This is a genomic window from Streptomyces sp. CB02009 (genome assembly GCF_001905825.1).
Lineage (GTDB): Bacteria > Actinomycetota > Actinomycetes > Streptomycetales > Streptomycetaceae > Streptomyces.
In genome coordinates, this window is sequence record NZ_LIVV01000017.1 from 18,947 (window position 1) to 44,976 (window position 26,030).

General features: G+C 68.5%; 25 protein-coding genes and 6 pseudogenes. 15 read left to right on the forward strand and 16 right to left on the reverse strand.

The annotated features are described in order from the left end of the window. Positions 1-168: 168 nt before the first annotated feature. Both AMK27_RS39800 and AMK27_RS39805 read right to left on the reverse strand, forming a co-directional pair. Positions 169-420, reverse strand: coding sequence for a hypothetical protein (locus tag AMK27_RS39800; RefSeq protein WP_073919279.1), 252 nt, complete (start codon positions 418-420; stop codon positions 169-171). Positions 421-634: 214 nt separating this feature from the next. Then, the gene (locus tag AMK27_RS39805; RefSeq protein ID WP_158076972.1) at positions 635-1,204 is read right to left on the reverse strand and encodes an RNA polymerase sigma factor; all 570 of its coding nucleotides are present in this window, start codon (positions 1,202-1,204) and stop codon (positions 635-637) included. Positions 1,205-2,263: 1,059 nt separating this feature from the next. Between AMK27_RS39805 and AMK27_RS39810 the strand changes: the two genes are divergently transcribed. Next, positions 2,264-3,154 carry a GNAT family N-acetyltransferase gene (locus tag AMK27_RS39810; protein WP_241847792.1) on the forward strand — a complete coding sequence of 297 codons (891 nt, stop codon included), beginning with the start codon at positions 2,264-2,266 and terminating at the stop codon, positions 3,152-3,154. Positions 3,155-3,310: 156 nt separating this feature from the next. On the opposite strand, the gene AMK27_RS39815 is transcribed toward AMK27_RS39810, so the two are convergent. Then, positions 3,311-3,739 carry an STAS domain-containing protein gene (locus tag AMK27_RS39815; RefSeq protein WP_073919282.1) on the reverse strand — a complete coding sequence of 143 codons (429 nt, stop codon included), beginning with the start codon at positions 3,737-3,739 and terminating at the stop codon, positions 3,311-3,313. 910 nt (positions 3,740-4,649) lie between these two features. On the opposite strand from AMK27_RS39815, the gene AMK27_RS39820 reads away from it, so the two are divergent. The 4 genes from AMK27_RS39820 (at position 4,650) to AMK27_RS39835 (ending at position 7,585) form a co-directional block, all read left to right on the forward strand. Then, positions 4,650-5,486 carry a DUF4397 domain-containing protein gene (locus AMK27_RS39820; RefSeq protein ID WP_073919338.1) on the forward strand — a complete coding sequence of 279 codons (837 nt, stop codon included), beginning with the start codon at positions 4,650-4,652 and terminating at the stop codon, positions 5,484-5,486. Between the two features lie 98 nt (positions 5,487-5,584). Continuing rightward, entirely contained in the window at positions 5,585-6,265 is a 681-nt protein-coding gene (locus AMK27_RS43980) for a class F sortase (protein WP_079188810.1), read from the forward strand. 5 nt (positions 6,266-6,270) lie between these two features. Next, on the forward strand, positions 6,271-6,870 hold the full coding sequence (locus tag AMK27_RS39830) for an RNA polymerase sigma factor (RefSeq protein ID WP_073919340.1): 600 nt from the start codon (positions 6,271-6,273) through the stop codon (positions 6,868-6,870). Continuing rightward, positions 6,854-7,585, forward strand: a complete 732-nt coding sequence (locus AMK27_RS39835; protein WP_143204947.1) for an anti-sigma factor — start codon at positions 6,854-6,856, stop codon at positions 7,583-7,585. Before AMK27_RS39830 ends, AMK27_RS39835 begins: the two co-directional genes overlap by 17 nt. Positions 7,586-8,080: 495 nt before the next feature. On the opposite strand, the gene AMK27_RS39840 is transcribed toward AMK27_RS39835, so the two are convergent. After that, entirely contained in the window at positions 8,081-8,902 is an 822-nt protein-coding gene (locus tag AMK27_RS39840; RefSeq protein WP_073919286.1) for a nucleotidyltransferase domain-containing protein, read from the reverse strand. A 458-nt stretch (positions 8,903-9,360) separates the two neighbouring features. Then, complete coding sequence (locus AMK27_RS39845) at positions 9,361-9,858, reverse strand: hypothetical protein (protein WP_241847793.1); 498 nt, start codon at positions 9,856-9,858, stop codon at positions 9,361-9,363. 100 nt (positions 9,859-9,958) lie between these two features. Here AMK27_RS39845 and AMK27_RS43985 point away from each other — a divergent pair. Next, positions 9,959-10,150, forward strand: a pseudogene (locus AMK27_RS43985) (amino acid permease); the annotation flags it as partial. 27 nt (positions 10,151-10,177) lie between these two features. On the opposite strand, the gene AMK27_RS39850 reads toward AMK27_RS43985, so the two are convergent. Beyond that, entirely contained in the window at positions 10,178-10,600 is a 423-nt protein-coding gene (locus AMK27_RS39850) for a DUF6223 family protein (RefSeq protein ID WP_073919341.1), read from the reverse strand. Positions 10,601-10,796: 196 nt separating this feature from the next. On the opposite strand from AMK27_RS39850, the gene AMK27_RS39855 reads away from it, so the two are divergent. The 5 genes and pseudogenes from AMK27_RS39855 to AMK27_RS39880 all read left to right on the forward strand — a co-directional run bounded on the left by AMK27_RS39855 (position 10,797) and on the right by AMK27_RS39880 (position 16,819). Further along, positions 10,797-11,924, forward strand: coding sequence for a sensor histidine kinase (locus AMK27_RS39855; protein ID WP_073919290.1), 1,128 nt, complete (start codon positions 10,797-10,799; stop codon positions 11,922-11,924). Beyond that, positions 11,921-12,589 (forward strand): response regulator, encoded by a 669-nt coding sequence (locus AMK27_RS39860; protein ID WP_073919291.1) that lies wholly within the window; start codon positions 11,921-11,923, stop codon positions 12,587-12,589. Before AMK27_RS39855 ends, AMK27_RS39860 begins: the two co-directional genes overlap by 4 nt. 73 nt (positions 12,590-12,662) lie before the next feature. After that, a pseudogene (locus AMK27_RS43990) lies at positions 12,663-12,949 on the forward strand (HNH endonuclease); the annotation flags it as partial. Between the two features lie 884 nt (positions 12,950-13,833). Next, positions 13,834-15,819: an APC family permease gene (locus AMK27_RS39875; RefSeq protein ID WP_073919294.1), complete on the forward strand. Its 1,986-nt coding sequence runs from the start codon at positions 13,834-13,836 to the stop codon at positions 15,817-15,819. Between the two features lie 280 nt (positions 15,820-16,099). After that, positions 16,100-16,819 (forward strand): hypothetical protein, encoded by a 720-nt coding sequence (locus tag AMK27_RS39880; RefSeq protein ID WP_143204948.1) that lies wholly within the window; start codon positions 16,100-16,102, stop codon positions 16,817-16,819. 33 nt (positions 16,820-16,852) lie between these two features. Here AMK27_RS39880 and AMK27_RS39885 read toward each other — a convergent pair whose 3' ends face one another. The 3 genes from AMK27_RS39885 to AMK27_RS39895 all read right to left on the reverse strand — a co-directional run bounded on the left by AMK27_RS39885 (position 16,853) and on the right by AMK27_RS39895 (position 19,055). Further along, the gene (locus tag AMK27_RS39885; RefSeq protein WP_073919298.1) at positions 16,853-17,734 is read right to left on the reverse strand and encodes an IS5 family transposase; all 882 of its coding nucleotides are present in this window, start codon (positions 17,732-17,734) and stop codon (positions 16,853-16,855) included. A gap of 27 nt (positions 17,735-17,761) precedes the next feature. Further along, positions 17,762-18,202, reverse strand: coding sequence for a hypothetical protein (locus AMK27_RS39890; RefSeq protein WP_073919299.1), 441 nt, complete (start codon positions 18,200-18,202; stop codon positions 17,762-17,764). Between the two features lie 244 nt (positions 18,203-18,446). After that, positions 18,447-19,055 (reverse strand): SMI1/KNR4 family protein, encoded by a 609-nt coding sequence (locus AMK27_RS39895; RefSeq protein WP_107425796.1) that lies wholly within the window; start codon positions 19,053-19,055, stop codon positions 18,447-18,449. Between the two features lie 187 nt (positions 19,056-19,242). On the opposite strand from AMK27_RS39895, the pseudogene AMK27_RS43190 reads away from it, so the two are divergent. Then, positions 19,243-19,446: pseudogene (locus AMK27_RS43190) on the forward strand (oxidoreductase); the annotation flags it as partial. 184 nt (positions 19,447-19,630) lie between these two features. Here AMK27_RS43190 and AMK27_RS43195 read toward each other — a convergent pair. From AMK27_RS43195 to AMK27_RS39915, 4 genes and pseudogenes are all read right to left on the reverse strand, one after another. Continuing rightward, positions 19,631-20,116, reverse strand: a pseudogene (locus AMK27_RS43195) (GNAT family N-acetyltransferase); the annotation flags it as partial. Continuing rightward, entirely contained in the window at positions 20,113-21,051 is a 939-nt protein-coding gene (locus AMK27_RS39905; RefSeq protein ID WP_073919301.1) for a MerR family transcriptional regulator, read from the reverse strand. The pseudogene AMK27_RS43195 and the gene AMK27_RS39905, both read right to left, overlap by 4 nt. A 160-nt stretch (positions 21,052-21,211) precedes the next feature. Beyond that, complete coding sequence (locus AMK27_RS39910) at positions 21,212-21,874, reverse strand: M15 family metallopeptidase (protein ID WP_073919345.1); 663 nt, start codon at positions 21,872-21,874, stop codon at positions 21,212-21,214. 11 nt (positions 21,875-21,885) lie between these two features. Beyond that, on the reverse strand, positions 21,886-22,428 hold the full coding sequence (locus AMK27_RS39915) for a GNAT family N-acetyltransferase (protein WP_073919302.1): 543 nt from the start codon (positions 22,426-22,428) through the stop codon (positions 21,886-21,888). A gap of 195 nt (positions 22,429-22,623) precedes the next feature. Here AMK27_RS39915 and AMK27_RS39920 point away from each other — a divergent pair, with 195 nt between their 5' ends. Next, positions 22,624-23,307, forward strand: coding sequence for a maleylpyruvate isomerase family mycothiol-dependent enzyme (locus tag AMK27_RS39920; protein WP_073919304.1), 684 nt, complete (start codon positions 22,624-22,626; stop codon positions 23,305-23,307). 123 nt (positions 23,308-23,430) lie between these two features. Here the strand turns inward: AMK27_RS39920 and AMK27_RS39925 are convergent. Both AMK27_RS39925 and AMK27_RS42540 read right to left on the reverse strand, forming a co-directional pair. After that, positions 23,431-23,905, reverse strand: a pseudogene (locus AMK27_RS39925) (transposase); the annotation flags it as partial. A gap of 194 nt (positions 23,906-24,099) precedes the next feature. Beyond that, positions 24,100-24,246, reverse strand: coding sequence for an FAD-dependent oxidoreductase (locus AMK27_RS42540; protein WP_143204949.1), 147 nt, complete (start codon positions 24,244-24,246; stop codon positions 24,100-24,102). A 587-nt stretch (positions 24,247-24,833) separates the two neighbouring features. Between AMK27_RS42540 and AMK27_RS39930 the strand changes: the two genes are divergently transcribed. After that, positions 24,834-25,169, forward strand: coding sequence for a hypothetical protein (locus AMK27_RS39930; RefSeq protein WP_143204950.1), 336 nt, complete (start codon positions 24,834-24,836; stop codon positions 25,167-25,169). A gap of 179 nt (positions 25,170-25,348) precedes the next feature. Then, positions 25,349-25,534 (forward strand): hypothetical protein, encoded by a 186-nt coding sequence (locus tag AMK27_RS39935; protein ID WP_073919307.1) that lies wholly within the window; start codon positions 25,349-25,351, stop codon positions 25,532-25,534. Positions 25,535-25,619: 85 nt separating this feature from the next. Here AMK27_RS39935 and AMK27_RS39940 read toward each other — a convergent pair. Beyond that, positions 25,620-26,009 (reverse strand): annotated as a pseudogene (locus AMK27_RS39940) (transposase); the annotation flags it as partial. Positions 26,010-26,030: the final 21 nt, after the last annotated feature.

The window sequence follows — 26,030 nt, forward strand, 5'->3', positions numbered from 1 at the left end:
CAAGATCGGAACGACAACAGCCACTTACACGTCATCTCGAATGGCTCGGTAGGGTTCGGGCTCGTGGTGGGGATCGTTGAGCGGTTGGTGCCGGAGGCTCCTTCGCGGCCCCGGGACGGTGGCCGACGCCGGCATGGTGACCGGGAGGTGCTGCCCGTGATCATGTACTCACACATCGCTGTTGTAGCGTGTCGCCTCAGAGGCAAGATCGTTCCGCTCGTAGTTGGCCAGGGCGAGACCCAACGCGAAGAAGGTGGGCGCCCATTCGCCCACGAAGATTCCCCATCGGTCCGCCCTCTCCAGGTTCTCTTGCTTGTTGGAGGCGACCCATGAAAAGAGGGACAGCCCGATCGAGCCCACCGCAGCAAGGTAGGCGTGCTCACTCTTGATCCCAGCGTCGTGGAGCTTCTTGACGATCATCAGTCCTCCTGTGGGTTTTGGACTTTCTCCAAGCACTTCGCGCCTCTGGCGACTCTTGGATTCAATTTCTTCTGCCGAAGCCAGCACCCCTCGACTTGAAGGCCGACCGGGTACCTGCGGACAGACGGGTCACATATCCACGGCTCGGAATGGTCGGCACATTCGCGGCCAAGGATGCGGTGATCATCTTCTAGACCTCCGCAAGGGGAGAACATCATGCCCGTTCGGACAGAATGCAGGAGAGCGAACGCAGCGCCCTTCTGGTGTGACTTTTTACCGTGCCGAGAGGAAGTCCCAGACGCCTTGCGATCTCGGGCTGAGTGAGTCCCACGTAATACGCGAGGAAGAGAACCTCGCGGCGTTCGAGTGGCAGGGCGGCCATCTGGCCGACGAGGCCGAGGCGTTCGAACGCACGCGCGCAGCCGTCGGGGCTCTCCGGGGCAGGCCCTCGGTCCAGACGACGCAACCCCTCGTAACGGCGCACCACCGCATTCGACGAATCGACCGCTTTGTGAGCCGTGATGCCTCGCAGCCACGGACCGAGGCTCCCCCGCCGCGGGCAGTACCTTCCGGAATGCAACCAGACTTCCACGAAGACCTGTTGGGCGACATCCTCGGCGTCATGGATATCGATGCAACGGCGTCGGGCCCAGCGCAGCACATGGGGATACCAGTCAAAGTAGATCGCGTCGAAATCCTCACGCGCAACGTCGCCGTGCGGCGGTTCGCCGTCTGTCCGATCCGGGCAGTTGGCACAGGAAGGCACGTGGGATTTCTGGGGCACCAGTCGTCTCCGGACAGACCCGGGGAAAGGGACGGGGCCGCGATGCTGGCGGCCGTATCGGGTCCCTCGGGACGAGGCCGCAGCGGAGTGATGCCCACGGCCCCAGCGGAACACAAGGACCCAACGTTCGCCATTCACGCGGGCCACCCGTGAAGTACGACGCCGGAGAAACCGCCCTTGCGAAGCCCGCGGTCCTTTCGGCGGTCCGGCCCTGGAGCGACGCCTGGGCATGACGGGTCGCTGCCACAGGAAGGCTACATACCGCCTGCGCCCTCACGCCGGCGACGATCAACCACAACCTGACCGTGGTCAGCACTGGCGCTGGTCGGAGACATATCGAAGCAGGTGGCAGCCCTCACCCGAGCACAAGGGCAATGCAGAGAGCCCTGCAGACCGGCATTCGGGGTCGACTACCGGCTCTTTGCCCAGTTCCCGATGGTCGCCCCCAGGGTCCACAGGATCAATGAAGGTACGACTTCGGACGCGCCTTCGTCATCGACTCCGCCCTCCACATGGCCAAGACCGACGACCTGATGCGTCGCCATCAAGATCACGATGTCGTGCGCGGGCGGCGATCTCGCCCCCGATCATGATCACTCCGATGGGCATGCTGCGATGCCCGCTGTCGGTGGTGTTGCTGATCAGGACGGTGCCGACGGCCGCCTGGTCCCGGCCGCACACGGTATGGCCTGGACCGAGGTCGGGGACCTGGAAGAGCCTGCGGGTGATGCCGGACCGTTCGGCAGTGGACTCCACACCAGGACGCGCTCCGTCTCTGCGGCAGCGTTGCGCTATTGCCATTGCCCGGCCCGTACGCGTTTGGCAAGATCACCCGGGGCCGGTGACCGTGTGCGCCGGCCATGGCTGACGACCGGCGGCGCTATGGGCCCCGGGCGCTCCCCCATCCACCGGTTGCCCGCCGACGCGTCGCCGACCGCTCCCCTCGCGCCGAAAGTTGTGTGCATGACCTCTCCGAGCAGAACTGCTCCTCGCTTGTCCGCTGTCTCGCACGCCGGAACAGAGCTCGTTCAAGTCCTTGCCCTCACTTCGGGGGAACCCGTGTGGCGTCTGCCCGCCGACGCCTACAAAGCGGAGGCCGCCCAGCGGCAGTACCGTCCTGAGTGGACCTGGGCCGCCTGGAGCCCGGACGGTCGGGTGCTGGCCCGTGCTCTGTGGTGGGGGCAGAGCGACAGCGCCCTCCCGATCGCGCTCGACTGCTTGGCGATAGCGGACGACGTACCTGCTGCGGAGAAGGCCGCCTTGGGCGCCATGCTCCTGGACGCGGGGCATCAGGCCTTCCGCGACGTGGGCGCCCAGGCCCCGCCGCTGTACAACCTCATGCGGCTGCCCGGCGCGTGGCGGGACGATCCTGAGTACGTCGCCGCCGTGTCCTGGCGCCAGGAAGCCGCCCGCCGGGCCGGACTGACCGTCGAGGTGGAGCGCCTGCAGTTCGAGTGGACGCCCCAGGTGCCGCTGCCCGCCGCATCGGAGCGGCTGGTGTTCTCCCCGGAACCCGACGACGACGTCTTCCTTGCCGCGATGCTGCGCGTCGCGGAGGGCACGCTCGACGCTCACACCCTGGAAGGCGAGGCAGCTCGTGGCCGTGAGGCCACCGCACGCGAGAGCCTGCAGTTCTATCTCGACCGGCCCGGCAAGCGGGAATGGTGGCGTCTCGCGCACACTGCGGACGGCACCCTGGCCGGCCTCGCGATCCCGTCGGCTACCCCGTACAACCGCAACGTAGGCTACCTCGGCGTCGCGCCAGAACTACGCGGTCGCGGCTACGTGTCCGAGATCCTCGCAGCCATCACCCGCTTCCAGGCCGCGGACGGTGCCGAACGCATCACCGCCACAACCGACCTCGGCAACCAACCCATGGCAGCGGCATTCACCCGCGCCGGATACCGCAACACGGAAACCCGGCTCATCTTCTCCGCACCGACGCACTAGTGAGGCAGTGAGGCGGAATCGCCACCCGGTGGGTCTTTGACGACAACGCCTCGCACCAGCGGGTGCTGCGGCGGTGTCGTCGTGGGGTAGCAGCGGAGTGTGTGTTGAGGAGGGAGAGGGCGATCAGGCTGGGAATGAGGACCAGGAGGCAGAAGGTCATGCCTGCCTCCCGGCCAGCCCCTTCCCTGCGTCCGCGCGTCTGCCGGTGGTTGGCGGAGGTCCCCAGGCCGCGGCCCGCAGTCGCTCCATCGCGGGTGTCACCCCGGTCAGCCGCAGGCGGCGGCCGTGCCCGGTCCAGCCGCGCAGGATCCGCAGCAGTGCGGAGTCGGCGAAGGTGACCAGGGAGGTGTCCAGGCCGAGGCGGCGGTAGCCGATCCTCCGCGCTGCGGTCAGCAGCAGTCGAAGCGAACCGGCGCTGCAGTGGTCGACCTCACCGCGCAGCGCGATCCGCACCGTCCCCCCGGCGGAGGCGGCGAAGGAATGGACGCTTATGCCGTGCGGCGCGGCGTCCGCGCTTCCCTCGCACCGGGTCAGGCCGGAGGCGGAGGGCGTGGACAGTATCGGAGGGTTGCTCGTGTTGGTCACGCCCCCTCAACCGGCCCGCAGTCGTGCCGGATACGTCGGCTCACTCCCTCGTGGTCCTGCTGTCGCACGTATGAGGGGAATCGCCGCCGCTGGTGCATCCGGGGGCTGCGACGGCGTCGGACGGTGGTACGCGGCATGCACACGGCGGGCAGATGTCTCAACCCGTGACGCGGAACAGGCGGGCGGTTCCGGTGAGGTCGAGCAGGGGGTGGAGCTGGTCCGGTAGGGGGCAGGCGAGGACGGAATGATGGCGGGGGCTGCGCGCCATGCCGTTCTCTCCTGCGTGAGCGCTTAGGGTTGCGCCTGGCTCCGGGTGATGACTGTGCCTCCCCGCTGCCCGTCCGGTCCCCCGCCTCCCCCCCTGCCGGGGACCGGACGCGGATCCGAAACCTGACCCGCCCACGAACCCCCGGCAGGCAGGCGGGAGTTTCGCCGTCCCTGGGGTCGTGCCTCTTCGCCCGTGCGGGTGGGATCTGCCCGCGGGTACACGTGTACAGGTCCTGAGGGGCGTCCAGCGCCAGGTAGCGGGCAGGACCCGGCCATTCGCTGGGTTCGGCCAGTGGGCGCCACGCTCGTCCTCGCTGTCGTGGCCCTCGGCGCAGAGCCGGCTGGGGGCGGCGAGCCGCTCCTGCCCAGAGTACGGAGCCCTCGGCGTTGCCCGGAACCTGCTGCTGCGCGCCCCGCTTCCCGGAACTCCACGAGACGCTCCCGTGCCGTCGGCAGAGCCGCAGACGGCGAAAGGCGGACGGCAGGGTCGATTCACCGAACACCACAGGTCTCCCTCCCGCCCTGTTGCCGAGGCAGCCAAGCGAGCCGGAACTTGGGTGAAACCGATCGGCACCGGCCGGCGGAATGCCTCCCCACACACAGAGTTCGAGAATTTCTCGACCAGATGATGGGGATGATCACCATGAACGCTCGTTCTGCTGGTACGGCTCTCGTGGCCGGCGTCGCCGTCGTGCTGTCCGTCACCGCTGGTGCTCCCGCCGTGGCCGACACACAGCATGCGGATGAACAGGCCACGGTGTCGGTGCTGCATGCCGTCCCCGGTCTGACCGTGGACGTGTTCGCGGGCGACAAGGAACTGCTTCCCGACTTCAAGCCGGGCACGCTCACCGAACCGCTGAAGCTGGATGCCGGCTCCTACGACATCAAGATCTTCAAGGACGGGGAAGGCCCGAAGGGGACCCCCGCGATCCAGAAGACGGTCGAGGTTCCGGCCGGAGCCAACGCCACGCTCGTCGCGCACCTGACGGCCGACGGCAAGCCCGCGCTCGACGCGTTCGTCAACGACACCTCCAAGGTTCCCGCCGGCAAGGCCAGGGTCACCGTCCGCCACGTCGCGGCGGCCCCCGCCGTCGACATCCGCGCCGACGGAACAGTGGTCTTCAAGAACCTGGAGAACCCGAAGGAGGCCAAGGGCGAGGTCGCTGCGGGCACGGTGTCGGCCGACGTGGCCCTGGCCGGGACCGACACGGTCGCGATCGGCCCGGCCGAGCTGGACCTGGCCGAGGGCTCCAACACCATCGTCTACGCCTGGGGCAGCGCCGCGGACAAGAACCTCGCGCTCAAGACCCAGAGCATCACCGGCATGCACTCCGCACCCCACGGCGTCCCCGCCGGCGAGACCGGCCTGGCCGCGGCCGAACACAACCAGAGCATCACCCTGGGTGCCCTGTCCGTCGGCGCTCTGGTAGCCCTCGGCGCCTCCGCCCACCTGCTGCGCCGCCGCAACAACGCCGCCTGACCCAACGGATCCCTCAGATCGCCTCTGTCGTCCGCAGCGGTGCCCGTCCACCGGGCGACCGCTGCGGACGACAGAGGCCGGAAAGGCTGGACATGAGCATGGCCGGGGCACGACGGCACCGCAAGATCCTCGGGCTGGCCGCAGCCCTGGTCGGCATCATCCTGACGGCAGCGGCTGTCTTCCTGGCCAAGGCCCGCGCCGACAACCCCTCCACTGCGCTGGATTTCGGACCCCCACCCACCGCAACGGCCGCGTCGCGGTCAGAACCGGCCGACGCAGCAGCACCCACACGGCAGCCGCCCACCCCGTCCGCCGGTAGCGCGGCCGGCCCGGCACCGCTCGAACTCTCGATTCCCCGCCTCGGCCTTCGGGCTCCCGTCGAGCAGGTCGGCGTGGCCCCGGACGGGCAGATGCAGGTTCCCCAAGACCCCGACCGGGTGGGCTGGTACCGCTTCTCCCCGGCTCCGGGGACAGGCCCGGGCTCCTCGGTCATCGTCGGGCACGTCGACGCGAAGGGACTCGGCCTGGGAGTCCTGTTCGGACTGAACAACGTACAGCGAGGCGACCAGGTACGGGTCGGACGCGAGGACGGCACCTCTGTGACCTACGAGATCACCGCTCGCCGCACCCTTGGCAAGAAGGCCCTGGCGACCTCGGGCGTGTACGACCGGGAAGGGCCCGCGGTACTGACCCTGATCACGTGCGCCGGCCCCTACCTCCCCGACCGCGGCGGTTATCAGAACAATCTGGTCGTCACGGCGGTGGAGGTAACGAAGTGACCACCATGTGGGGCGGCCTGCCGGTCCTTGCCGCTAGTGTTGCCGCCGTGACCACAGTGCCTGACGACAGACTGGGCCAGGGGTTCGCCGACGGCGACGAACCCTGCCTCAAGGAGGCGTACCGCCGCTGGGGCGCACTCGTCTACACCGTCGCCTCGCGGAAACTCGGGGACGCCGAAGAGGCCAAGGACGTCACCCAGCAGGTCTTCGTCGGAGCCTGGAACAGCCGCAAGACCTTCGACCCGAAGCGCGGATCACTCAAGACCTGGCTGATGGGTATCACCCACAAGAAGATCGCTGACGCGCTCACTCGCAGATCACGCAACCAACGCGACGTCGAAGCACTCACCTCGGTCACAGGCATCGCCGAGCAGTCGGCGCCCGCAACGGAGTCCGTGGTGGACCACGTCGTGCTGACACAAGAGCTGGAGAGCCTCACCGAGCAGCAGCGACTCGTGCTCAGGATGGCCTTCTACGAAGACCTGTCACAGTCACAGATCGCCGAGCGCACCGGACTCCCGCTCGGAACGGTCAAAACCCACACACGGCGCGGTCTGATGCGTCTGAAGAAGCGGTTGGAGGTGGACGGTGAAGCACACCGATGAAGAAACCCTGACGATGATGGCGCTCGGAGAGGAGACCGACCCCTCGGCCTCTCTCCACCTGCACGAATGCGAGGCATGCCGCCTCGACTTCGACACCTTGCGCCGTGTCGTCACCACCATGCGCACCCCACCCGCTGACGGTGACCTCCTCGCACCGCCTGATGACATGTGGGACTCCATCGCCACGGAACTGCGAATCTCTGATGAGACCACCCCGAACCCGCGTTCGCGCGAGTCCGTGCCGGTCAGTGTGCCAATTACCAGGACACCTCGCCGGGTCGGGCGCTTCGCTGTCGCGCTCGCGGCCTGCACGGCACTCCTGGGCGCCGCGGCGGGAAGCACGATCACCTGGTGGGCGACCCACACCGAATCCTCCACCGCCCCCGTCGTTGCCGAAGGCAAGCCCCTGGAATCGCTCCGCGCCAACTCGGCAGGCTTCGCCAGCATGACCGACCGAAGCGGCCGCCGATCACTGGAGATCACTGTCAAGGGCCTGCCCCGCAGCAGTGGCTACTTCGAGGTCTGGCTCATGGACAACAGCCACACCAAACTCGTCTCCATGGGGGTGCTGGGCCCCGACGGCCGTGCCGTCCTGCCGGTCCCCGACAACATCGACCTCCGCGAGTACTCCGTCGTGGACGTCTCCGTCCAGCCATACAACGGCAAACCCGACCACTCCGGCGACAGCATCGTCCGAGGAACCTACGAAGGCTGACCGACCCCGCGGATGACTCGCACGAGCTGACGGGGCCGGTCAGCGATGCTCGATCGATCTCGCTTCACGCGCCCTCCCGACCGCGGCAAATCCGGTGGCATCCGGAATCCACAGACGCGGGGCGGCAACGAAGTCCCCGCCTGCCGAACCCGGCGGCAGAGGGACGGCTCGCACCTGGCAGCCGGGGCCAACTCCGCGCCGCGACGACCGACCCACCAGACCCCGACGCCGACGCCGACTCGCGGGACGGGCCGGGGGCGAATCCGGCTGCAGGCGGGAGCGCAAACCGGCGGCATCGAGCTCCCGCACGCCGAAGGCCCGGCCGCTGACTGGGACCGGAACCCGTGTCCGCCTTGGTATCTGCGGGCAGGGCGCGCAGCTACTCGGCAGCGGCGTCCAGGTAACGGTGGTTTACAGGGCATCCGGGGCTAACGGTGAGCGGGCCGTACTTACGCAGGTAGAGCACTTGCAGTCGCGCCGTGACAGGGCGCCTCGTCACCCCGGAGAGAGGTTGTCCAAGACATCGGCGGCCAGCTGTTCCGCGTCGTCGATCGCGGCGGTGAGCTCGTCTGGGGTGGCGCCGAGTGCGCCGAACAGGGCGTGGGCGCGTGCGGAGAAGTTAGCCGGAGCGGTTGGAGGCTGCGCTGCCGCCTGGAGGGCTCCCTTCTCGTTGAGCACCCAGCACCCGGCTTGGGCGTGCAGGGCGTGCACGAGGATTCCCACCACGCGGAACAGGCAGCCGGCGATGTAGAAGGCGTCGCCCCTGGTCACTCCTTTGCGGGCGATGGACAAAGTGAACGGCACCTCCCAACGGGCGTTGGCGACCAGCGACTCACGTAGCGGCTGCGGGTATGAGGCCCGGATCTGCTCCTTCAAGGCGGCCAGTTCACCGGTGGGGTCTGCGAGGATGCGTCCGAGGGCCACCTCTCCGGCGTAGGCGTGCGAGTAGACCCCGAGCGGGTGGCCTGCCTGGGTGCCTACTTCGAAGTGCCCGGCCTGGCACTGCTGCCAGGTCCGGTGCACGCGGTCCAGGTCGCGGTAGATCCAGTCGATGTGTGCCCCGTCGACGGTCAGCCAGCCACCGCCGTCGACCCAGGGACCCCACCCGCCCGGCTCGGTCACCTCGACTGCGCCGCCGGTCAGCTCGGTGGCGAGCAGGCGCAAGGCGGCGGTGTCCAGCGGAGGGCGGTAGTAGAGGCCAAGATCGAAGTCGGAGTCGGGCCGATGCGTGCCGCGGGCCCGGCTGCCGCCGAGGCAGACCGCCACGACGCCGCCGACGCCGGCCAGCTGGTTCGCGATCTTCGTTACTTGGTCCACTGGGTGGAGTCTGCCGAACGGGACTGGTCCTGGCGACTGGATTACCGGTGACGGTTTGCGCCGGGGCCGCGGCGCCGTCGCAGCTCGAGGTTCTCGCTCTGGGAAGCTTGCAGAGCCTGCCGCAGGGCCTGGCCCCATCACAGTGGCGCCGTTTGAGCACGGCGAGCTGGGCAGTGAGGGTGTGCACGACGCTGCTGGGCGAGTCGTCGGGCGGCGGCATGACTAGCTGGGGCGGGTGGCTCCGCTGCTGGCCTCTCAGTTGCTCAACCCATCGGCGGAGTTCGGTTCAGCGGTAGAGGAAGTCGAGCGAGACATCGGCGCTCTGGGCGAGGCCGCGGAAGGTGATGGGCTGTCCGCGGCGGATCATCGCGCAGGCCCTTCTCGGCACGGGCCTGGGCCGCGGCGCTCTTGCGGGCGGCAGCCCGGCGGAGTCTGTCGGGGGTTGCCGCGCATGCCGGTCAGCTCCCGTCCTGGCTGCGGGTGATCGCGTCGGTGCGGGCGTCGACGCCGGCACCGCGGACGGCCTGGGGCGACCCGTCGACGAGGCGCGTCTGTTCCAGCTTGAGGATGATGCGTCCGAGGGCGTCCTGTTCCTGGCGGCGCCCTGCGAGCCAGACGTTTTCCTCGCTCATCGGCTGTCCGGTCCGGGCGGTAAACGCGTTCTGCCGTTCGTCGATGAGTTGGGCGGTGCATTGTTGCTGGGCGGTGAGGTCGGGCAGGTAGGTGGCGTCTGTGGCGAACTTGTCGCAGGTCAGGCAGGTTGCCCTTCGCGCATGCCTGACGGGGCGGCAACAGACACAGTCCGTTGGGCGGATGCGGTCGATGCGCTTGTCGAACTCCAGCATGTCGTAGAGGTCGCGCGGGTCGGTGGCCAGCTCCCGGGCGTCGGCGGTGATCTTCCGGTAGCGCAGGAACTCCCGCTCGTGGGTGGTGGCGAGGGTCTGCGCGTAGTGCATCAACGTGGCCGGGGACAGGTGGACGAAGTAGCGCTGGACGACGTGCAGGGGGACCCCAGCGTCGAGCAGGCTGGTGGCCTTGGTGTGCCGGAACCGGCGGGTGCTCGTCTACTACGCTATCGCCAACGCCTCCGTCTGGACCCTTACCCCGCAAGAGGGCCGACCGGCAGGATCATCCCGTCGTCGGGCTGACCGGCTGCTCGTCCTCGCCTTCGCTCTCACGGCCTCATCGGTGATCTCCGGCGCCGCCGCGTATGCGGTACGTCGCGCGGTGACCGCCCGCAGGGCGTGACCGCGGCAGAACGCGGATCGCCTGGCGTCAACGGGTGCGGCGGGAGCGTGTCAGAGCCCGCCCGCCCAGCGCAGTGCCGGCCAGCCCCAGCAGCAGGGCCACGTATGCTCCGCCCAGCCCGTTGCCGGTGCCGAGACCGCCGTCAGCGGTGGCCGCGACTAGCCCGCCGAGGGCCATGGCGATCAGCCCCGCGACCACGGCCGCCTTGGCCCCAAGCGTCCCGTTGGCAGTGCCGAGACGACCGGCGGGTCGTCTCACCGCCAGCACAGCGACGATCACGGCGGCCAGCCCCAGCAGCCCGCCGGTGGTGGCTCCGAGCCGCCCGAGGCTGAAGTCCGTGACGCTGGCTGCGAAGGGCTGGACCGAGGCGTGCGCTGCCGCTGGTGTGGCAAGACCGAGCCCGGCGAACAGGGCGGTCGCGGAGGCGGCGAACAGGCGACGAACAGGCATCATGGTGCTCCTTCTCTTCCCACGACTGGATGTGGTTCGAGCATGTCGGCCGGACCGTGGCAGGTCGTCCGGCAGGCGCCGTCACTTCGCAGTACCACGGACGCGGCAGGTGCCGCGGAGCTACTGCGGGCGTGGTAGCCGGCCGCTCGTCCGCGAGCGGGATTCGCCTGCCGCAGCCTCCGGCTACGGTGCGCGCATGAGCAAAGGACGGTTCCGCATTCGGGTCGGTGTCAGAGACTGGCTGATCGCCGTAGGCGTGGCGGCGGCGCTGCTGGTCACAGGGCTGTCCGGGCAGCACTCCGCCACCGGCCTCGGCCTGCTCGGCTACGTGCTGTTGGCGGTGGGCGGCCTGGCGCTGGCGGCCGGGCGCCGGGCGCCGGTTGCTGTCCTGGCCGTCACCGGGCTGTGCGCGGTGGGGTACCAGGCGGCAGGGTTCGATGTGGCTGCCGTCGCATTCCTTTTCGCGGTGTACGCGGCCATGCGGGCGGGGCACCGCGTCGTCACGGTGGCGGTGAGCGTGGCCGTGCTGGCCGCGCTCCCCCTCGCGGCCCTCGCCGCGGGCCTGCACGACACGGGCGAGGCGTTCGCGCAGGCCCGCGGCGCCCTCCAAATCGCCTGGCTCATCGCTGCCGGCGCCGCCGGCGAAGCCCTCCGGCAGGCCGAACGCCGGGCCGACGAAGCCGAACGCACCCGAGAGGAGACCGCACGGCGCCGCGCCGATGAGGAGCGGCTGCACATCGCGCGGGAGCTGCACGATTCGCTCACCCACCAGATCTCGGTGATCAAGGTGCAGTCCGAAGCGGCCGTGCATGTGGCCCGCAAGCGGGGCGAAGAAGTCCCGGAGGCCCTGCTGGCCATCCGGGAGGCCGGCCGGGAGGCATCCCGCGAACTCCGCGCCACTCTGGAGGCGTTGCGCGACGACGACACCACCCCACCGCACGGCCTCGACCACATCCCCGAACTGGTGGAACGGGCCAGCAGGACCGGTCTGCAGGCGACGCTGACGATCCAGGGTCGGCAACACGACGTACCGGCCGCGGTGGGCCGCACCCTCTACCGGATCGTCCAGGAGTCCCTCACCAACATCGCCCGCCACGCGGAAGCCACCACGGCATCGGTCCACATCGACTACCGCCCGGACACCGTCGCCCTGCAGGTGGATGACGACGGCAAGGCCACGCCGGACAACACCCCGGTGCCCGGCATCGGACTGCTCGGGATGCGCGAACGCGTCACTGTCCTCGGCGGCCGGCTCCGGGCAGCACCGCGCCGCGAGGGCGGCTTCACCGTCCGGGCCGAGCTCCCCATGGAGACGGCCTCGTGATCCGTGTCCTGCTGGTCGACGACCAGCCGCTCATCCGCAGCGGATTCCGCGCGTTCCTCGACCTCGAAGACGACATCGAGGTCGTGGCCGAAGCCGCCAACGGCCAGGAGGGCCTGGCGCTCGCCGGAGAACACCTGCCCGACGTCGCCCTCATCGACATCCAGATGCCGGTCCTCGACGGTATCGAGACGACCCGCCGCATCGCAGCCCACCCGGAACTAGCGGGCGTCCACGTCGTCATCCTCACCAACTACGGCATGGACGAATACGTCTTCAACGCCCTGTCCGCTGGCGCCGCCGGATTCCTCGTCAAGGACATCGAGCCGGAGGACTTCCTGCACGCCGTCCGCGTCGCCGCCCGCGGCGACGCCCTTCTCGCACCCTCGATCACCCGCAAGCTCATCAACCGGTACGTCAGCCAGCCGCTCCCCAGCACCACAAGGCCCGCGCTGGAAGAACTGACCAGCCGCGAACGCGAAGCCGTCGTACTGGTCGCACAGGGCCTGTCCAACGACGAGATCGCGGACCGCATGGTGATCAGCCCGCTGACCGCGAAAACCCACGTCAACCGGGCCATGACCAAGCTCCACGCCCGCGACCGCGCCCAGCTTGTGATCCTCGCCTACGAATCCAACCTAATAGCCCCACGCAACTCCGCCAGGTAGTGGGGTCGGCCGGCTCCCGGCAAGCGGGAGCACCACCCGGAATACCGCACACTTCGAATGACGCTCCCCGCCAGCTGGAGCGAGCGCCTGGACGGCCGGCGGCGGGAGGCCTACGCCAACGACCGGGACGCCGCCACGTCCCTGGTCGCGGTCACCGCACGGTCGAACCGTTCCAAGAGCGACCAGGACCCGGCCGAGTGGATGCCGCCCCTCACCAACGCGCACTGCCGCTATATCTCCGAGTAGGTCGCCACCAAGCTCCGCTGGGGCCTCACCGCCGACCAGCGCGAGGCCGACGCGCTGAAGGTGTACGCCGAGGCCTGCGAGACCACCGCCATCGTCCACGCGCCCGCCCCGTAGCGCTCCCCGGCCTCGGAACGTATTGCGTCCCCGCACCGGGGATCACTGGATGCGGGGGCGCACGGGGAGCGGGTCAAGTACCAGTCGGCTCGACCTCCCCACGACTCACCGTAGAGGCCTGCGGGCGGCCGGCAGGCAGGCCCTGAGGGGCTTCCAGCGCCAGGTAGCGAGCAGGACCCGGCCAGTGGTGACTACGGCTCGGCGCCCCGTGGGCTCCATCCGGCACGGATTCCTTTGCTGGTTCGTCGCGCCGCTGCTCGCGATCCAGACAGGCTTTGGGGAGCGTGTCGTTAAGAACGCGCTAGGAATTGCGCAACGGGCCGGTGCGATGGTGGGCGCCGGGACCCTCCTGATGTGGCTGATATCTGGGGTCCCAACCGTGGGGCACGGGCGTGCGGTGTACGGCATGGCCGTGATCGGCGTGTGCCTGATCGCGCGGGGCGCCGCCTTTGGCGCTCTGTGGCTGCTGGGGATCGGGGCGTGGCTGTTCGTGGCAGCTGTCGCCCTCGACCTGGTCCGTCGTCCTAGTCCTGCGCGGGGTTAATGCCCTGGTGGGAAGGCCTTCTAGGGTGCCGAGCGAGGCGGTGTCCCTACGGATGTGCGCCACGGCGGCCAAGGTGTCGCTCTTGAGAGAACGGCTTGGCCCGGCTCCGCGGTAGGGGGCTCGTGGGCTTTCGCGCTGGTGCAAGGCGCTTGGCTTCCGCCTCGTGGTAGCTCTGTCCAGATGTCCTTTGGCTTCTCACGAGTTGCTGCGAGGGCAGGGGCGGCATCGGATTCGGCGGCCGCGGAGCGCTGCTGGGAGGTCTCATACTCGGTGATCGCGTTGTCGCGTGTGCGGTGACCGCCGGGCCTGAGGGCTGGAGCAAGGAAGGTCGATGGGAGACATGAGGGACGCGAACGGCCTGGGTGCGGTGCCGGAGGTGGTCGAGAGCCCCGCGCTGCGGACGCAGTCGGCCGGGCGGCTGGCCCGCTGGATGCTGCGCCACCAGGTGCAGCCCGTGAAGCCGGAGGCTGGTGAGGGTCACACCGAACGGCACGCCTGGTGGAAGGTGATGTGCCTGACCGGTGTCGACTACTTCTCCAGCCTCGCCTACGTGCCGGCCATCGCCGCGCTCGCGGCGGGCGCTGTCTCACCACTGGCCACGTTGCTGATCGTGGCCCTGACCCTGCTAGGAATGCTGCCGATGTACCGGCGGGTGGCCAAGGAGAGCCCGCACGGCGCTGGGTCGGTGGCGATGCTGGAGGACCTGCTGCCGTTTTGGTGGGGCAAGCTGTTCGTGCTGGTCCTGCTCGGTTTCGTCGCCACGTCGTGGATCATCACCATCACCCTGTCGACCGCGGACGCCTCCGTCCACGTGGTGGAGAACCCCTTCTTTCCTCAGGCCCTGCACGGCCACGAGGTGGCGCTCACCGTGGCACTGCTGCTGGTCCTTGGAGGCGTGTTCCTGCTCGGCTTCAGCGAAGCGGTCAGCGTCGCCATTCCGCTGGTCGCGATCTTCCTGGCACTCAACGCCGTCGTCATCGCCGTCGGCCTGGCTCACGTCATCACCACTCCGGGCGCGTTCTCCGCATGGACCGACGCACTTGTCGAAGGCGGCGCCGGCTTCGGCGACCTGATGACGCCCGCGCTGCTCGCGTTCCCGCTGCTCGTGCTCGGTCTGTCCGGCTTCGAGACCGGCGTGAGCATGATGCCCCTGGTGGCAGCCGACGGCGCAGGCGACGAGGAACGGCTGCGCTCTCGCATTCGCAACACCCACAGACTGCTGACCACCGCCGCGCTGATCATGAGCGTCTACCTGCTCGCTTCCAGCTTCGTCACTACCGTCCTCATCCCCGAAGACGAGTTCCGGCCCGGTGGCGCGGCCAACGGCCGTGCCCTGGCCTGGCTCGCCCACGAGCACGTAGGGGAAGCGTTCGGCACCGTCTACGACATCAGCACGATCCTCATCCTGTGGTTCGCCGGCGCGTCCGCCATGGCCGGCCTGATCAACATCGTGCCCCGCTACCTGCCCGACTACGGCATGGCCCCCGAATGGGGCCGCGCGGTACGGCCAGTCGTGCTCGTCTACACGGTGCTGTGCATCCTGATCACCATCGCCTTCGACGCCGACGTCGACGCCCAGGCCGGCGCGTACGCCACCGGAATCCTGGCCATGATGGTCTCCGGAGCCTTCGCCGTCACCGTCTCCGTTGCACGCAGCGGCCGACGCATGGTCGCCGCCGGGTTCGCCCTGCTCACCCTGGTGCTGCTCTACGCCCTGGTCTACAACATCGTCGACAAGCCCGACGGCATCACCATCTCCGGCTTCTTCATCGCCGGCATCATCGCTGTATCCCTGATTTCCCGCGTGTCGCGCACCACCGAGCTACGGGCGGACCGCATCGTCTTTGACGAGGCAGCCCGCCGGTTCATCGCCGACACCCTGGCCCACGACAACGCCATCAACATCATCGCCAACCGCCGCCAGGCCGGCGACGAGGCCGAGTACCGCGACAAGGAACGCGAGCAGCGCGGCACGAACCCGGTCCCCGGACCGGCCGATGTGCTGTTCTTGGAGATCGACGTCGTCGACCCGTCCGACTTCAGTGAGGTCCTTGCTGTCCATGGCAGGGAGGTCGACGGGTACCGGATCCTGCGGGCCGAGGCCCCGGCCGCGCCCAATGCCATCGCGGCGATACTCCTCGCCCTGCGCGACACCACCGGCGTCAAGCCGCACTGCTACTTCGCCTGGGCCGAAGGCAGCCCCCTCCTCCACATGTTCCGCTACTTCCTCCTCGGCCGCGGCGACACTGCCCCCGTCACCCGCGAGATCATCCGCAAACACGAACCCGACCCCACCCGCCGCCCCGGCATCCACGTCGGCGGCTAAGCGCCCAGGGCAGACTCTGGCCGGCGGACAGAAAGGCCCGGTAGGCGGCATTCAGTCCAAGAGGTGGTTGAGGTGCGTGAGCCCAGCCACGCTCGGCGCCCGGAGCGAGCTGCCCCGGGTACTCCGGGCAGGACTGCGCGGAGCACCAGACCGCTCGACGAGTGCAGTCCATAGCGCCGCTTCCTCGGGCCGCAGCCCGACGACGTGGTCGAACATGCTTAGGTCCTGTCCGATGGGTCCCGAGGCGCCTCTCATTGCCTTGGGAGGGTTCAATACTCAGGTGGTGGACTGGGCACAGATGCGTGATTGCTGGTTCGATGTCGATCGCGTTCCGAAACTCTTGGAACGGGTGGAGCACGAGGACGACGCAGAAGCGTGGAAGGAGTTGGGATACCGACTCATCCTTGAGCACGACCTGGTGTCCCCGGCCAGTTTCGCTGCTCTGCCTGACTTGGTGCGCATCGCGCCACGCAGTGCGGAGGCGCGCAGCCTGGCCGGTTGGATCCTTGAGCGGGCGGCTGGGCAGCACGGCTGCGACGATCTGCTGGCGGACTGCGCAGATGCGATCAAGGAGTTCCGTAAGGTGTTGGACCGGCACCTGCGGTCGCGGCCAACTGACTACCTGGTGTCCTTTCGTGCCCTGCTCGCGGTCGAAGAGGAGTACCACTGGGCGAACGCCTTGGAGGGCTTCACGGACGACATCAATCACGTGGACTGCCCCCACTGTGGCGTGGCAGTGATGATCGTCATCGGCGGCTTCGGGTACTACTCGCAGGTGTGGGTCGGAGGTGAGGAGGTCCGGCGAAACCTGCGCCCGGCCGTCGCAGAGGAACTCAACGGAACCGGCCGGTGGATGCATCAGATCGCTGTCCGCGATGGGCAGGAGGTATTCACTATCGGCATTGCCCATCTGTTCGGCAAGGCGGAATGTCCGAATTGCGCCAGCGTCTTCAGCATCGCGGACGAGTACACATCCGCCAACCGTCCAGTGATGCGGTAGATCACGGGGAATCCGAAGCGGCCTGGCTGCGGTTCACGGGAGGAGCCACAGTCTGATTGCTGCGACGGCGACCGTGCCGTGGAAGACGTAGGCCCTCTTGTCGTATCGGGTCGCAACAGCCCGGAAGCTCTTGAGCCGGTTGATGGTTCGCTCGACTTCGTTGCGGCGACGGTAAATTCTTGGGTCGAAGCCGGTCGGCCGACCGCCCCTGCTGCCTCGACGCCGGCGATTGGCGCGCTGGTCCCGCGGCTCCGGAATGGTGTGCTTGATCTGGCGTTGCCGCAGGTAACAGCGGTTGCGGCGAGACGAATAGGCTTTGTCTCCGCCGAGGTGATCGGGTCGGGTGCGCGGGCGCCCGCCAGCCGGTCGAGGTACCCGGATCTGCTCAAGCACCGGAATCATCTGCGGGGCGTCACCCCATTGCCCCGGCGTGATGACAAAGGCGAGCGGGCGCCGCCCGCCCTCACCAGCCAGGTGGATCTTGCAAGTCAGCCCGCCCCGTGAACGGCCCAGGGCCTCGTCCGATCGGTGACGAGCCGGCTTGCTTCGCCGTCCGGGGATCTTCGGCGGGCTCGAGCGAGCACCTGCTGCGTGATGATGGACGCGGCAGGAGGTGGAGTCGACGCTCACCATGCTCCAGTCGATCCGGCCTTCAGCGTCGGCCTCGGCCTGAATCGCCCGCAGGACCTTCTCCCAGGTTCCGTCCGCCGACCACCGGCGATGACGGTCATGGACCGTCTTCCAGCTCCCGAAACGAGACGGCAGGTCCCTCCAGGGCAAGCCGGTGCGCTGCCGGAAGAGAATGCCGTTGATCACTTGGCGATGGCACCGCCAGCGCCCGCCCCTCCCATGGTTCCTTGGAAGGCACGGCTGCAGCTGAGCCCACTCGTCGTCCGAAAGATCACCCCGCCCCACGCTGATCGGACACGCTCTAGTGCTGTTTCACTGGAGTTGCGCGAGCGATAGTCCAGGGCGGTGGCCGTGCCGTGCGGCGTGGGTGCGGAAGTCGGCGAAGCCCAGATCGTCGATCTTGCACTCGGTGTCTATCTCTTCGAGCGTCCAGCAGTGGTCGGAGTAGTCGTCGATGGCGACGCCGCCGGATTCGAGGATGTGTGACAGGAGGTTGCGCATCTCGGCAGTACCGTCGATGTGGCTGGAGACGCTGACCAACAGGTACCAGGTCGGACGATGGTCGAGCGCGGAGTCCAGCAGGCCTACATCCTCGGGATTCCAGCCGGCGAACAGGTGACCGTCCTGCTCGTCCTCGAGGTCGATGGAGAGCTTCCCGTCCGTCCAGTATCCGCTCTTGCCGGGCGTCAGCCGGTCAAGCCGTGCGGCTGTCGTGGTCGACTCCCCAGCGGGGAACACGTAGACGCTGCGCATGCGCGGAGCGTAAATGGCGACGCAGGGCTGCGGCCAGGGAGTTTCACCCCGGTCATGGATTTCGTTCGTCGATGGTGGCGGTGCGAGCGGCGACTTCGCTGAATGACAGATGCCGAGGTTCACCGTTGAGGTACGTCACTGCTGGCTACCATCAGGTCCACAGCCGCTACGAACGCAAGCCGGAACACTCCCCCATCTACCGACGACTGACCAAGTGAAACGACGTCTCAGTAGGCCTCTCGGTTCACCATGGGGTCAGGCTCATTCCCAGCTTGACCCACTCAGCGAAGAAGACGGGTCGACCGGCCCGTCTAAGGGGGAGGATCTGATCGCAGGTGGCGCGGCCGTCGAACCACATCTCGCCGCGGTGCGGGCCCGCGACGACGAGGAGGGTGGAGAAGCCGCAGCCGCCCTCCTGGAGGTACACCGCGCCGGCCGTTTTCCGTTGTTCCAGCACCCCGCACTCGTGGTCCCACTCCTCCCACGCCCTCGCGTCCTGGCGGGGCGGCTCGCGCTCGCCGAGCTCGTCGTCATAGGCGCGGTAGGAATCGGGGTGCGGGAACGGCTCGGTCAGTGCGTCGTAGTCGGTATGGGTGTCGCCGTACCAGCCCCAGCCCTGCGGGCCGCGCCACAGCCAATTGAACCCCTTTTCGGGGTTTCCCTGCCGCAGGAGGTGCTCGCGGTACTCGGACGGAAACGTGATCCCGAGCTCCCCCTCCGCCTCCCGCAGGTCCGTCTCGGTCAGCCTCCGCTCCAGCGGAAAACCGTCCCGTCGCATGGCGTCCGGGTCGAAGAGCCCGGAGCGACGGCCGTCCACACGACGGAGGTACTCCGCCCTCCAGTCGATCTTCATGCCATTAGGTTAGGCACCCTGCGCGAAGGCGGACGCTCCGGCCCCTCGCTTTCCGGCCTCTGCGGATCCTCCAGAAAGCGATCCGGTCACTTCATGACACGGGGGGGGGTGATCCGGTGTCTTTTGTCCGATCGCCTGATGCTGAGGAGGAAGTCATGCCTGACAGTCACGCACGAAGCACCGCGTCGTGACTCGGCGCCGGTTACGCCGGGGCCTACGTTGCCGGGACCCTGGCGCGGCGGTTGGCGCCGTTGGAGGTCGAGATCACCGTGGTGAACGCCGAGCCGGACTTCGTACAGCGGTTGCGGCTGCACCAGCTCGCGGCCGGCCAAAAGTTCGAGGCCCCCGGATCGCTGATGTCTTCGCGGGAACTGAGATCCGGCTGATCCTGGGGTTACCGTCGTCGAACCCGAGCGCTGGGAGGATCTCAGGTGCTCGCGTGTCCGTATGTGCTGGTGGCCATCGCGGGGGAAGGAGGGCGGTGCCGCGGGCAGGAGGGTGTCGAAGGCGTAGCGGCTCTTCTGTGCAACCCGGCACGATGCCAGGTTGTCGGCCTGGTGCAGGATTCTAGGACGCTCCAGCCCATCGGCTTCGAAGGTGTCGAAGGGCCAGTCGGTAAGTGACTCCGGAGCGCGGGAAGCCACTCCCCGCCCGCGTGAGTGCGCCGCGGTCCCGTAGCCCACTTCGGCCGCCGGTTTGCCGAAGGCGACTTCCTTAAGGACCACGTTGCCCACCAACTGGTCGCGTGCTGAAACGGGTTGTGCCTCAAGGACGGCGAAGCCGAATCGGTCCCCTGCTGTTGAGCCTGCACCCATTGTGTGCCTTCGTCCTGGTTGTCCATGGCAAAGCTCGCCCAGCGGCGCAGTACTGGATCCTGGCTCACCTCGACCAATGCGGTGACGTGCTCCATGCACCAGGGGCGAAGACGAGTGCGGGAGAGACCCGCGACGCGGCGAGCTGAAGTACGACTGGGGCACTCTTCGGCTGATCATATGCGGCGGTGTTTTCACTCGACGCGGACAGCGGCCGCCCCACGTTCCGCCTTGTGACCAACCCGTCATTGCCGTGTCCGGGCGCGCAGAGCCTGGACGGACCAGTCGATCACCGGAGCCAGACTCTCCGGGGCCGGCCAGCCGTTGACCGCCGCGAGCAGCTGGAGGTACCGCTCCCAGCGCGGATCGTTCACGCTCTCCAGCCGAGTCGTCAGCCGGCGGCGAAGCTCGACGTCGTCGGGGCGGCCGAGGAGATGCGCGTAGTACGCGGTGAAGGCCGCGACGATCGGATCAGCCTGGGGAGAGGCCGGATCGATGCCGGCGGCCAAGGCCGGGCCGGCCTGGTCACGGACGGCTGCGGCGATGTCGCGGCGCGGGACCGTCACTTCGCTTCGTGCCTCCTCCGCCGCCTGGTCCTCGACCATCCGCCGCACGGCGGCGCGGAAACCCGGGTCCAGGGACATGTGGGCCAGCTCCACCCACGCCGTCACTTGCTCTGTCTTCGGGTGGTCGGGCAAGTCGGGGGTCATCGAGCGCATGACCCCCGCGAAGGCGGGGGTGGCGTCAAGACCGCCGAAGACGGCGTCGAGGAAATCGCCGATCAGACGTCTGCGTTCGTTCTCCGAAAGCCGGGCCATCCGGTGCATGAGTTCCGTCTCTTCAGGTGTGGACCCGCGCTCGGCCACCGCCGTCAGCACCGCGCGCCGCAGGCGCAGGACGCGGATCTGCACCGTCAGTGCTTTGGCGTGCGCCGCGGCGACCTCGGGAAGCGAGAGCTCACGGTCCACGACCTTGCGGATCGTGGGAAGGTCAAGTCCCAGCTGACGCAGGGTTCGCACGAGGTCCAGGCGTGCGACGGCGTCGATGCTGTAGAGGCGGTAGCCGGCCGGGCTGCGGTCCGTCGGCGCCACGATTCCACGATCGGAGTAGAACCGAATGGTCTTGACCGTGAGACCGGTCCGTCGAGCGAGTTCGCCGATCGAGTAGAGCGTGTCGCCGTTCATGTCCCCACCTTCGTGTCTCCCCCTACGGGAGACTCAAGCCCCTTCGCATGCCGGCAGGCAACCACTCCTCATCCACACGTCTTGACGAATCTTCTTGCCGGACCAGAGCGGGCGGCTCGCCGTCGGTGCGCTGCCCGGACCGGAACAGGAGTCTGGTCGGTCAGCTGGGCGAGCCGACTTCCCTGGGGCCGTAGAGGGCCGCGGGCTTTCCCGTGAGCAAGGCCCAGTAGCGGTCCCCAAAGGACCAGTGCCACCATTCCGTGGGGTAGTTCACCAGCCCCGCGGCCGTGAGTACGGTGCCCAGCAGCTTCCGGTTGAGGCGGGCCTCCTCGTCGATGTTCGCGGCGTGGGTGTAGCAGGCGCCCGCGCTCTCCTCCGGGTCCGCGTTCATACGCGTCCCCAGGTCCAGCTCGTGCCCGTCGGCGTCGGCGAGGGTGAGGTCGACGGCCGCGCCCGCGCTATGGGGAGCGATGTCGGGGGGTGACACGTACCTGCTCGCCGCCGAGTGAATCCGATTGGCGGACCACCCGGGGTTGGCGGCTCGCAGCTGTCCGGCGTACTCCTCGAAGTACTCCCGCTGGAGGCAGGGCGGTCGGTATCCCTCGACGAACAGCAGCCGCATGCCCACCGGAAGCATCGTCTGCGCCGTGAGCAGCCGCTCCAGCACGCCTTCCCGCAGGTGGGCGAAGGCGTCCGCCGGGTCCTGCTTACGGGTGTCGACGAGCAGCCGGCCGCTGAGGCGGACGTCCACGAGGCGTTCGCCGGACTCGGCGACGGGCACCGCGGCGACCTTCGGGTCCGACATCAGCACGATCTCGCTCATGGGGCCACCCTTCATCCGGCCGGCGTGGCCGAGGGGCGCACGCCGAACCATTGCTCGGCGCCGTACTCCTCGAACCGCTCGACCTCGGCGAAGCCCAGCTTCGCCGCGAGACGCATCGCGCGGTCGTTGGCGCTCCGGGTGGATAGCACCACCGGTTCGCCGGGGCGCGCGCCGGCGAACCAGTCGAGTGCCGCCGCGCACGCCTCGAAGGCGTACCCGCGGCCCCATGCCTTGGGCAGAAACAGGTAGCCGAGCTCGGCCTCTCCGCCCTCGGGGCGAACATGCCCCCGGCGCTCGACACCGCGGGGGTCGAGCGTGATCATGCCGATCATCGTTCCGCCGAGTGCGACCACGAAACAGCCGGGTCGTCGGCCGGGCACTTCGGGCACCGCGCGTTCGAGTTCATCGCGAGGCCGGGCGCCACCGATGTAGGTGCCCACCTCGGGCGAAGCGAACAGCTCGACGAACGCCGCACGGTCCCGGGCTTCAGACGCGCGGAGCACGAGCCGTTCAGTCGGTATCGGGGCCGTTGGCCAGGTTCCAGGTTCGATCATGGCGGGGAACCTACCGCACGCCCTGCGAGAACGAGCAGGAAGAAGCCCGGCGGCTGCCCGGCGATCTTTCTCCTGCGGTCTGCAACCGGGACCGCTTCGGTCGGCGTGTCGATGATCTGAGAAGCGCGCTCGAAGAAGAACCGGCGGGGCGGTGAAGCGAGCGCGGTACGGCGAACGGGCGGAAGGCGACACGGCGTGGGTCACGACCAGGTTCTCGAAGCGTTTCAGCTGGAATGCGCAGCCCTCGGCGACGCCGTGGCCGGACTGTCCGAGGCCGAGTGGAACCTCCCGACACGCTGCACTCCCTGGACCGTACGCGACCTCCTCGGGCACGTGTGCGTGGTGATCGACTGGCTTCCGGCCATGCTGGACGCGCCGGAACCCGGCGAGGCGGAGATCTCCGCGGTGGAGTACTACCGCCCGGACGACCGCTTCTCCCCCCAGACCAACGCCAAGCGGATCGCCCTGGCGCAGGACCGTGCGGCGAGGCCGGCCGACGGCGCCGCCGTCGCCGAGGACTTCGCCGTGACGTGGCGGCGGGTCGACCGGCTCTGCCAGGACCAACCCGGCGGTCGGACCGTGCGGACACGGCATGGCGACACCATGCTCCTGCCGGAGTTCGTCCTCACCCGCGTCGTGGAAGTCGCCGTCCACGGCCTCGACCTGGCCGACGCACTCGAACGCGAAGCCTGGCTCACCCCGGCGGCCGGTGACTCCGTGGCGGAGCTGCTCCTGGGCGCGGAGCACGCCCCGGCGGCCGACAAGCTGGAGTGGAGCCGTTCCCGCTTCCTGCGCAAGGCCACCGGTCGGGAGTCGCTGACCGAGGCGGAGGCCGCGCAGGTCGCACGGCTCGGTATCCGCTGGCTCGCCCTGGGCTGATCTCCGCACACGAACCGGTTGAGGTCGGACACCGCGACCGAGGTAGCGGTGGCCGGTCACGTGGCACCAGGCGGGCAGGTCGAGCGGGGTGGCCTGGACAGTGCTCAGGTCAGCGCGGTCGATCTACTTGAGCAGGCTCACCCTCGGCTGGCGCTCTACGGGGCGTGATTGATCATCACAGGATGAGGCCCGTAGGCGGTGCAGGCAGATGAGGCTGCAGGCCAGTTCGAGCAGACCCTGATGGAGATCGGCGCGTCGCTCGTCGCGGTGCGGAGCCGTTTGAACTGGTGCAGGCAGGCGAGGTGCGCTCGACCACCCAGCGCACCTCGCACAGTCCGCAACCGTGGATGACGCCGCGCCGGGCGATCAGCGGCTTGATGCCGCGCTTCCTAAGCAGGCGACGGTACTTGTCCAAGTCGTAGCCCCGGTCCACGTACAGGATCCGGGGCCTGCGGCGGGGACGTCCGCACAGACCCCGGATCGGCGGAACGGCGTCCAGCAGTGGCAGGATGCGGGTGGCGTCGTGCCGGTCGCCCCCGGTGAGTGTCACGGCGAACGGCGTTCCGTGACGGTCGACGATCAGGTGGTGCTTCAGCCCTCACCCCGTGCGGGTGTCAAGCCGTAGGGCTCGACACCCGGGGGCTCAGCACGGACGACGGGGCCCGGGTAGAGACGCTGCCCTTGACCGGTTCCTGATAGCGAGGGGGCTGCAGATGTCTCACCTGTGCGCGAGGTATCGATCGCTCCAGTGCGCCGCCCCCACGTCGCTCTCGTCGTCGTCCTCGCCGTCGGTCACCTCGCTGGCAGCAACCAGCGCCGCGATTCGATGATCATGCCGGTCAGCACACCGCCCGTCATGCCCCAGCCGGCGAACCCGGCGGCCACGTACACGGTGTCGCGCTTGGCGGGCAGGCGCCCGATGAAGGGAAGGGTGTCCATGGAGCTGTTGTCCTGGGAGGGTGCGCACGACGATGCTGGGCAAGTCGTCGGGCGGCGTCATGACTAGCTGGGGCGGGCGGCCTCGCTCCTGGTCTCTCAGTTGCTCGACCTGTCGGCGGAGTTCGCGGCCCTTTGCGGTTGACCCGCTGCATGAACGCGCCTGGCCGCACGTCCCTCAAAGGTCGACGGCTCATGACCTGCACAGGCCCCCCCATTCTCCGCTCCAGGCGGCGGAGCGCTTGTCCTTGCGTTACCTGGTCCTGTCCCGCGGCCGACGACAACTGGTTCGTAAGCCTGGCACCGCTCGCGGAGCAGTCCTTAGCAGTTCAACTGCCACACTGGGAGCCGGGTCTGCCAGCGACCTCTGCCCCGTCACACCCTCCCGATTGACCGTGCCGACCGCTCGATCTGGCACCGATCTGACACGTGCGCACGGAACCGGTTTCGTCAAAGCCGCGTCTGAGGGCCAGGAAGGGGGCGGTGTGATAGCTCAAGGCAGAGCCCGTCGTCGCTGTGCGGCGGCTGTTTCGATTCACGCGCGGCTCGTCGCGGTAGCGCTAGCGTCCTTGCTGGCTGCCGGATGCGGCATGCTGAACGATCCAGTCAAGGAACGCTGGGAGTCCAGAACCGATTTTCCAGGTTGTGGCGAGGTGGTCCTGGACCAGGGTGAGGAGATGCAGAAACAGGGCGCGCAAGAAGTCGTCTGCCTCCAGCAAGCCCTCAAGAACGGCGAGAGCGCGGAACTGAAGGTGACCTATCCCACCGTGGAGGGTGACCCAATCCGCGAGTACTACCGCTTGACCCCGCAAGGCAGACTTGAGGTGTACACCGACAGCACAGACGATCACTACTCGGACCAGAAGTGGTCGTTCACCGAGTGCTACACCCCGGAATGGTTGGCTGAGATTCCCTGCGACCTATGACCAGCGCCAACCACCCCGCCCAGGGGCATCTTGGCGATCACTGGTCGAGCCAGATGAGGGTGCTGGCCAGGGCAACGGCGGCCAGGTAGCGGTCGAGGTAGGCGCGGCGGCCACGCCGCAGCCGGTGTCGGCTTCGCGCTCGCGGCCTCAGCCCACAGGTCGCCCGCCTGCAGCGGCTGATGGCCGCCGCACCGAAGACGGATGCCGCGCGGCTGCGCCTGCACGCGGCGGTCAAAGCCCGCGCGGGCGTGTCCGCGCTGCGTGCCCTGTTCACCATCTACGCCGACGACGCCACCGATCCCCGTACGATCGGCCAGCTTGCCGACCTGATCGAGGACGCGTTCGCCGCGCTCGAAAGCTCCTGATGCCTCGTGCGTTGGCAGAGCGGAGCCGTCCCCATGCGGGTCGTGCCGCTACTCAGGAAGGACGCCGATACAGGAATGCCCACAAGCCTGGGCGGGCGCGGTCGACGGGCGAGGGGCCGACGTGATCCCCGCCTTTGAGTGCCCGGACATGGGAGCCGTCGACGGCACAGTCGTCCATGTCCAACGAGTCCGCGCAGCGAAGTTCCCTGAGCAGGGCAGCGTGCAGGCGTGGCCAGACTCCTGCTTCGGTCCAGTCCCGCAGTCGGCGCCAGGCCGAAACTCCTGAGCAGCCCACGGTTTCGGCCGGGACATCGCGCTAGGCAACGCCGGTCCGCAGGACGTGCATGATGCCGGCGAGTGCCGCCCGGTCCGGCACGCGAAGCCGCCCGGGATACCGATGGCGCCGTGCAGGAGCAGGTGGCAGAAGCGGGCCCACCCGCTCCCACAGATCGTCAGGAACAAGATCAGCACGCACCGGAGGCCTCACCTACCAGGA

Bases quoted from the DNA above. Each gene is read 5' to 3' on its own strand.
- AMK27_RS39875 (WP_073919294.1), top strand. From the start codon at position 13,834: ATGAGGGACGCGAACGGCCTGGGTGCGGTGCCGGAGGTGGTCGAGAGC.
- AMK27_RS39800 (WP_073919279.1), bottom strand. From the start codon at position 420: ATGATCGTCAAGAAGCTCCACGACGCTGGGATCAAGAGTGAGCACGCC.
- AMK27_RS39935 (WP_073919307.1), top strand. From the start codon at position 25,349: ATGGCCGCCGCACCGAAGACGGATGCCGCGCGGCTGCGCCTGCACGCG.
- AMK27_RS42540 (WP_143204949.1), bottom strand. From the start codon at position 24,246: ATGGACACCCTTCCCTTCATCGGGCGCCTGCCCGCCAAGCGCGACACC.
- AMK27_RS39930 (WP_143204950.1), top strand. From the start codon at position 24,834: ATGCTGAACGATCCAGTCAAGGAACGCTGGGAGTCCAGAACCGATTTT.
- AMK27_RS43980 (WP_079188810.1), top strand. From the start codon at position 5,585: ATGGCCGGGGCACGACGGCACCGCAAGATCCTCGGGCTGGCCGCAGCC.
- AMK27_RS39905 (WP_073919301.1), bottom strand. From the start codon at position 21,051: ATGAACGGCGACACGCTCTACTCGATCGGCGAACTCGCTCGACGGACC.
- AMK27_RS39855 (WP_073919290.1), top strand. From the start codon at position 10,797: ATGAGCAAAGGACGGTTCCGCATTCGGGTCGGTGTCAGAGACTGGCTG.
- AMK27_RS39915 (WP_073919302.1), bottom strand. From the start codon at position 22,428: ATGATCGAACCTGGAACCTGGCCAACGGCCCCGATACCGACTGAACGG.
- AMK27_RS39850 (WP_073919341.1), bottom strand. From the start codon at position 10,600: ATGCCTGTTCGTCGCCTGTTCGCCGCCTCCGCGACCGCCCTGTTCGCC.
- AMK27_RS39820 (WP_073919338.1), top strand. From the start codon at position 4,650: ATGAACGCTCGTTCTGCTGGTACGGCTCTCGTGGCCGGCGTCGCCGTC.
- AMK27_RS39845 (WP_241847793.1), bottom strand. From the start codon at position 9,858: ATGCACTACGCGCAGACCCTCGCCACCACCCACGAGCGGGAGTTCCTG.
- AMK27_RS39830 (WP_073919340.1), top strand. From the start codon at position 6,271: ATGTGGGGCGGCCTGCCGGTCCTTGCCGCTAGTGTTGCCGCCGTGACC.
- AMK27_RS39910 (WP_073919345.1), bottom strand. From the start codon at position 21,874: ATGAGCGAGATCGTGCTGATGTCGGACCCGAAGGTCGCCGCGGTGCCC.
- AMK27_RS39890 (WP_073919299.1), bottom strand. From the start codon at position 18,202: ATGCGCAGCGTCTACGTGTTCCCCGCTGGGGAGTCGACCACGACAGCC.
- AMK27_RS39895 (WP_107425796.1), bottom strand. From the start codon at position 19,055: ATGAAGATCGACTGGAGGGCGGAGTACCTCCGTCGTGTGGACGGCCGT.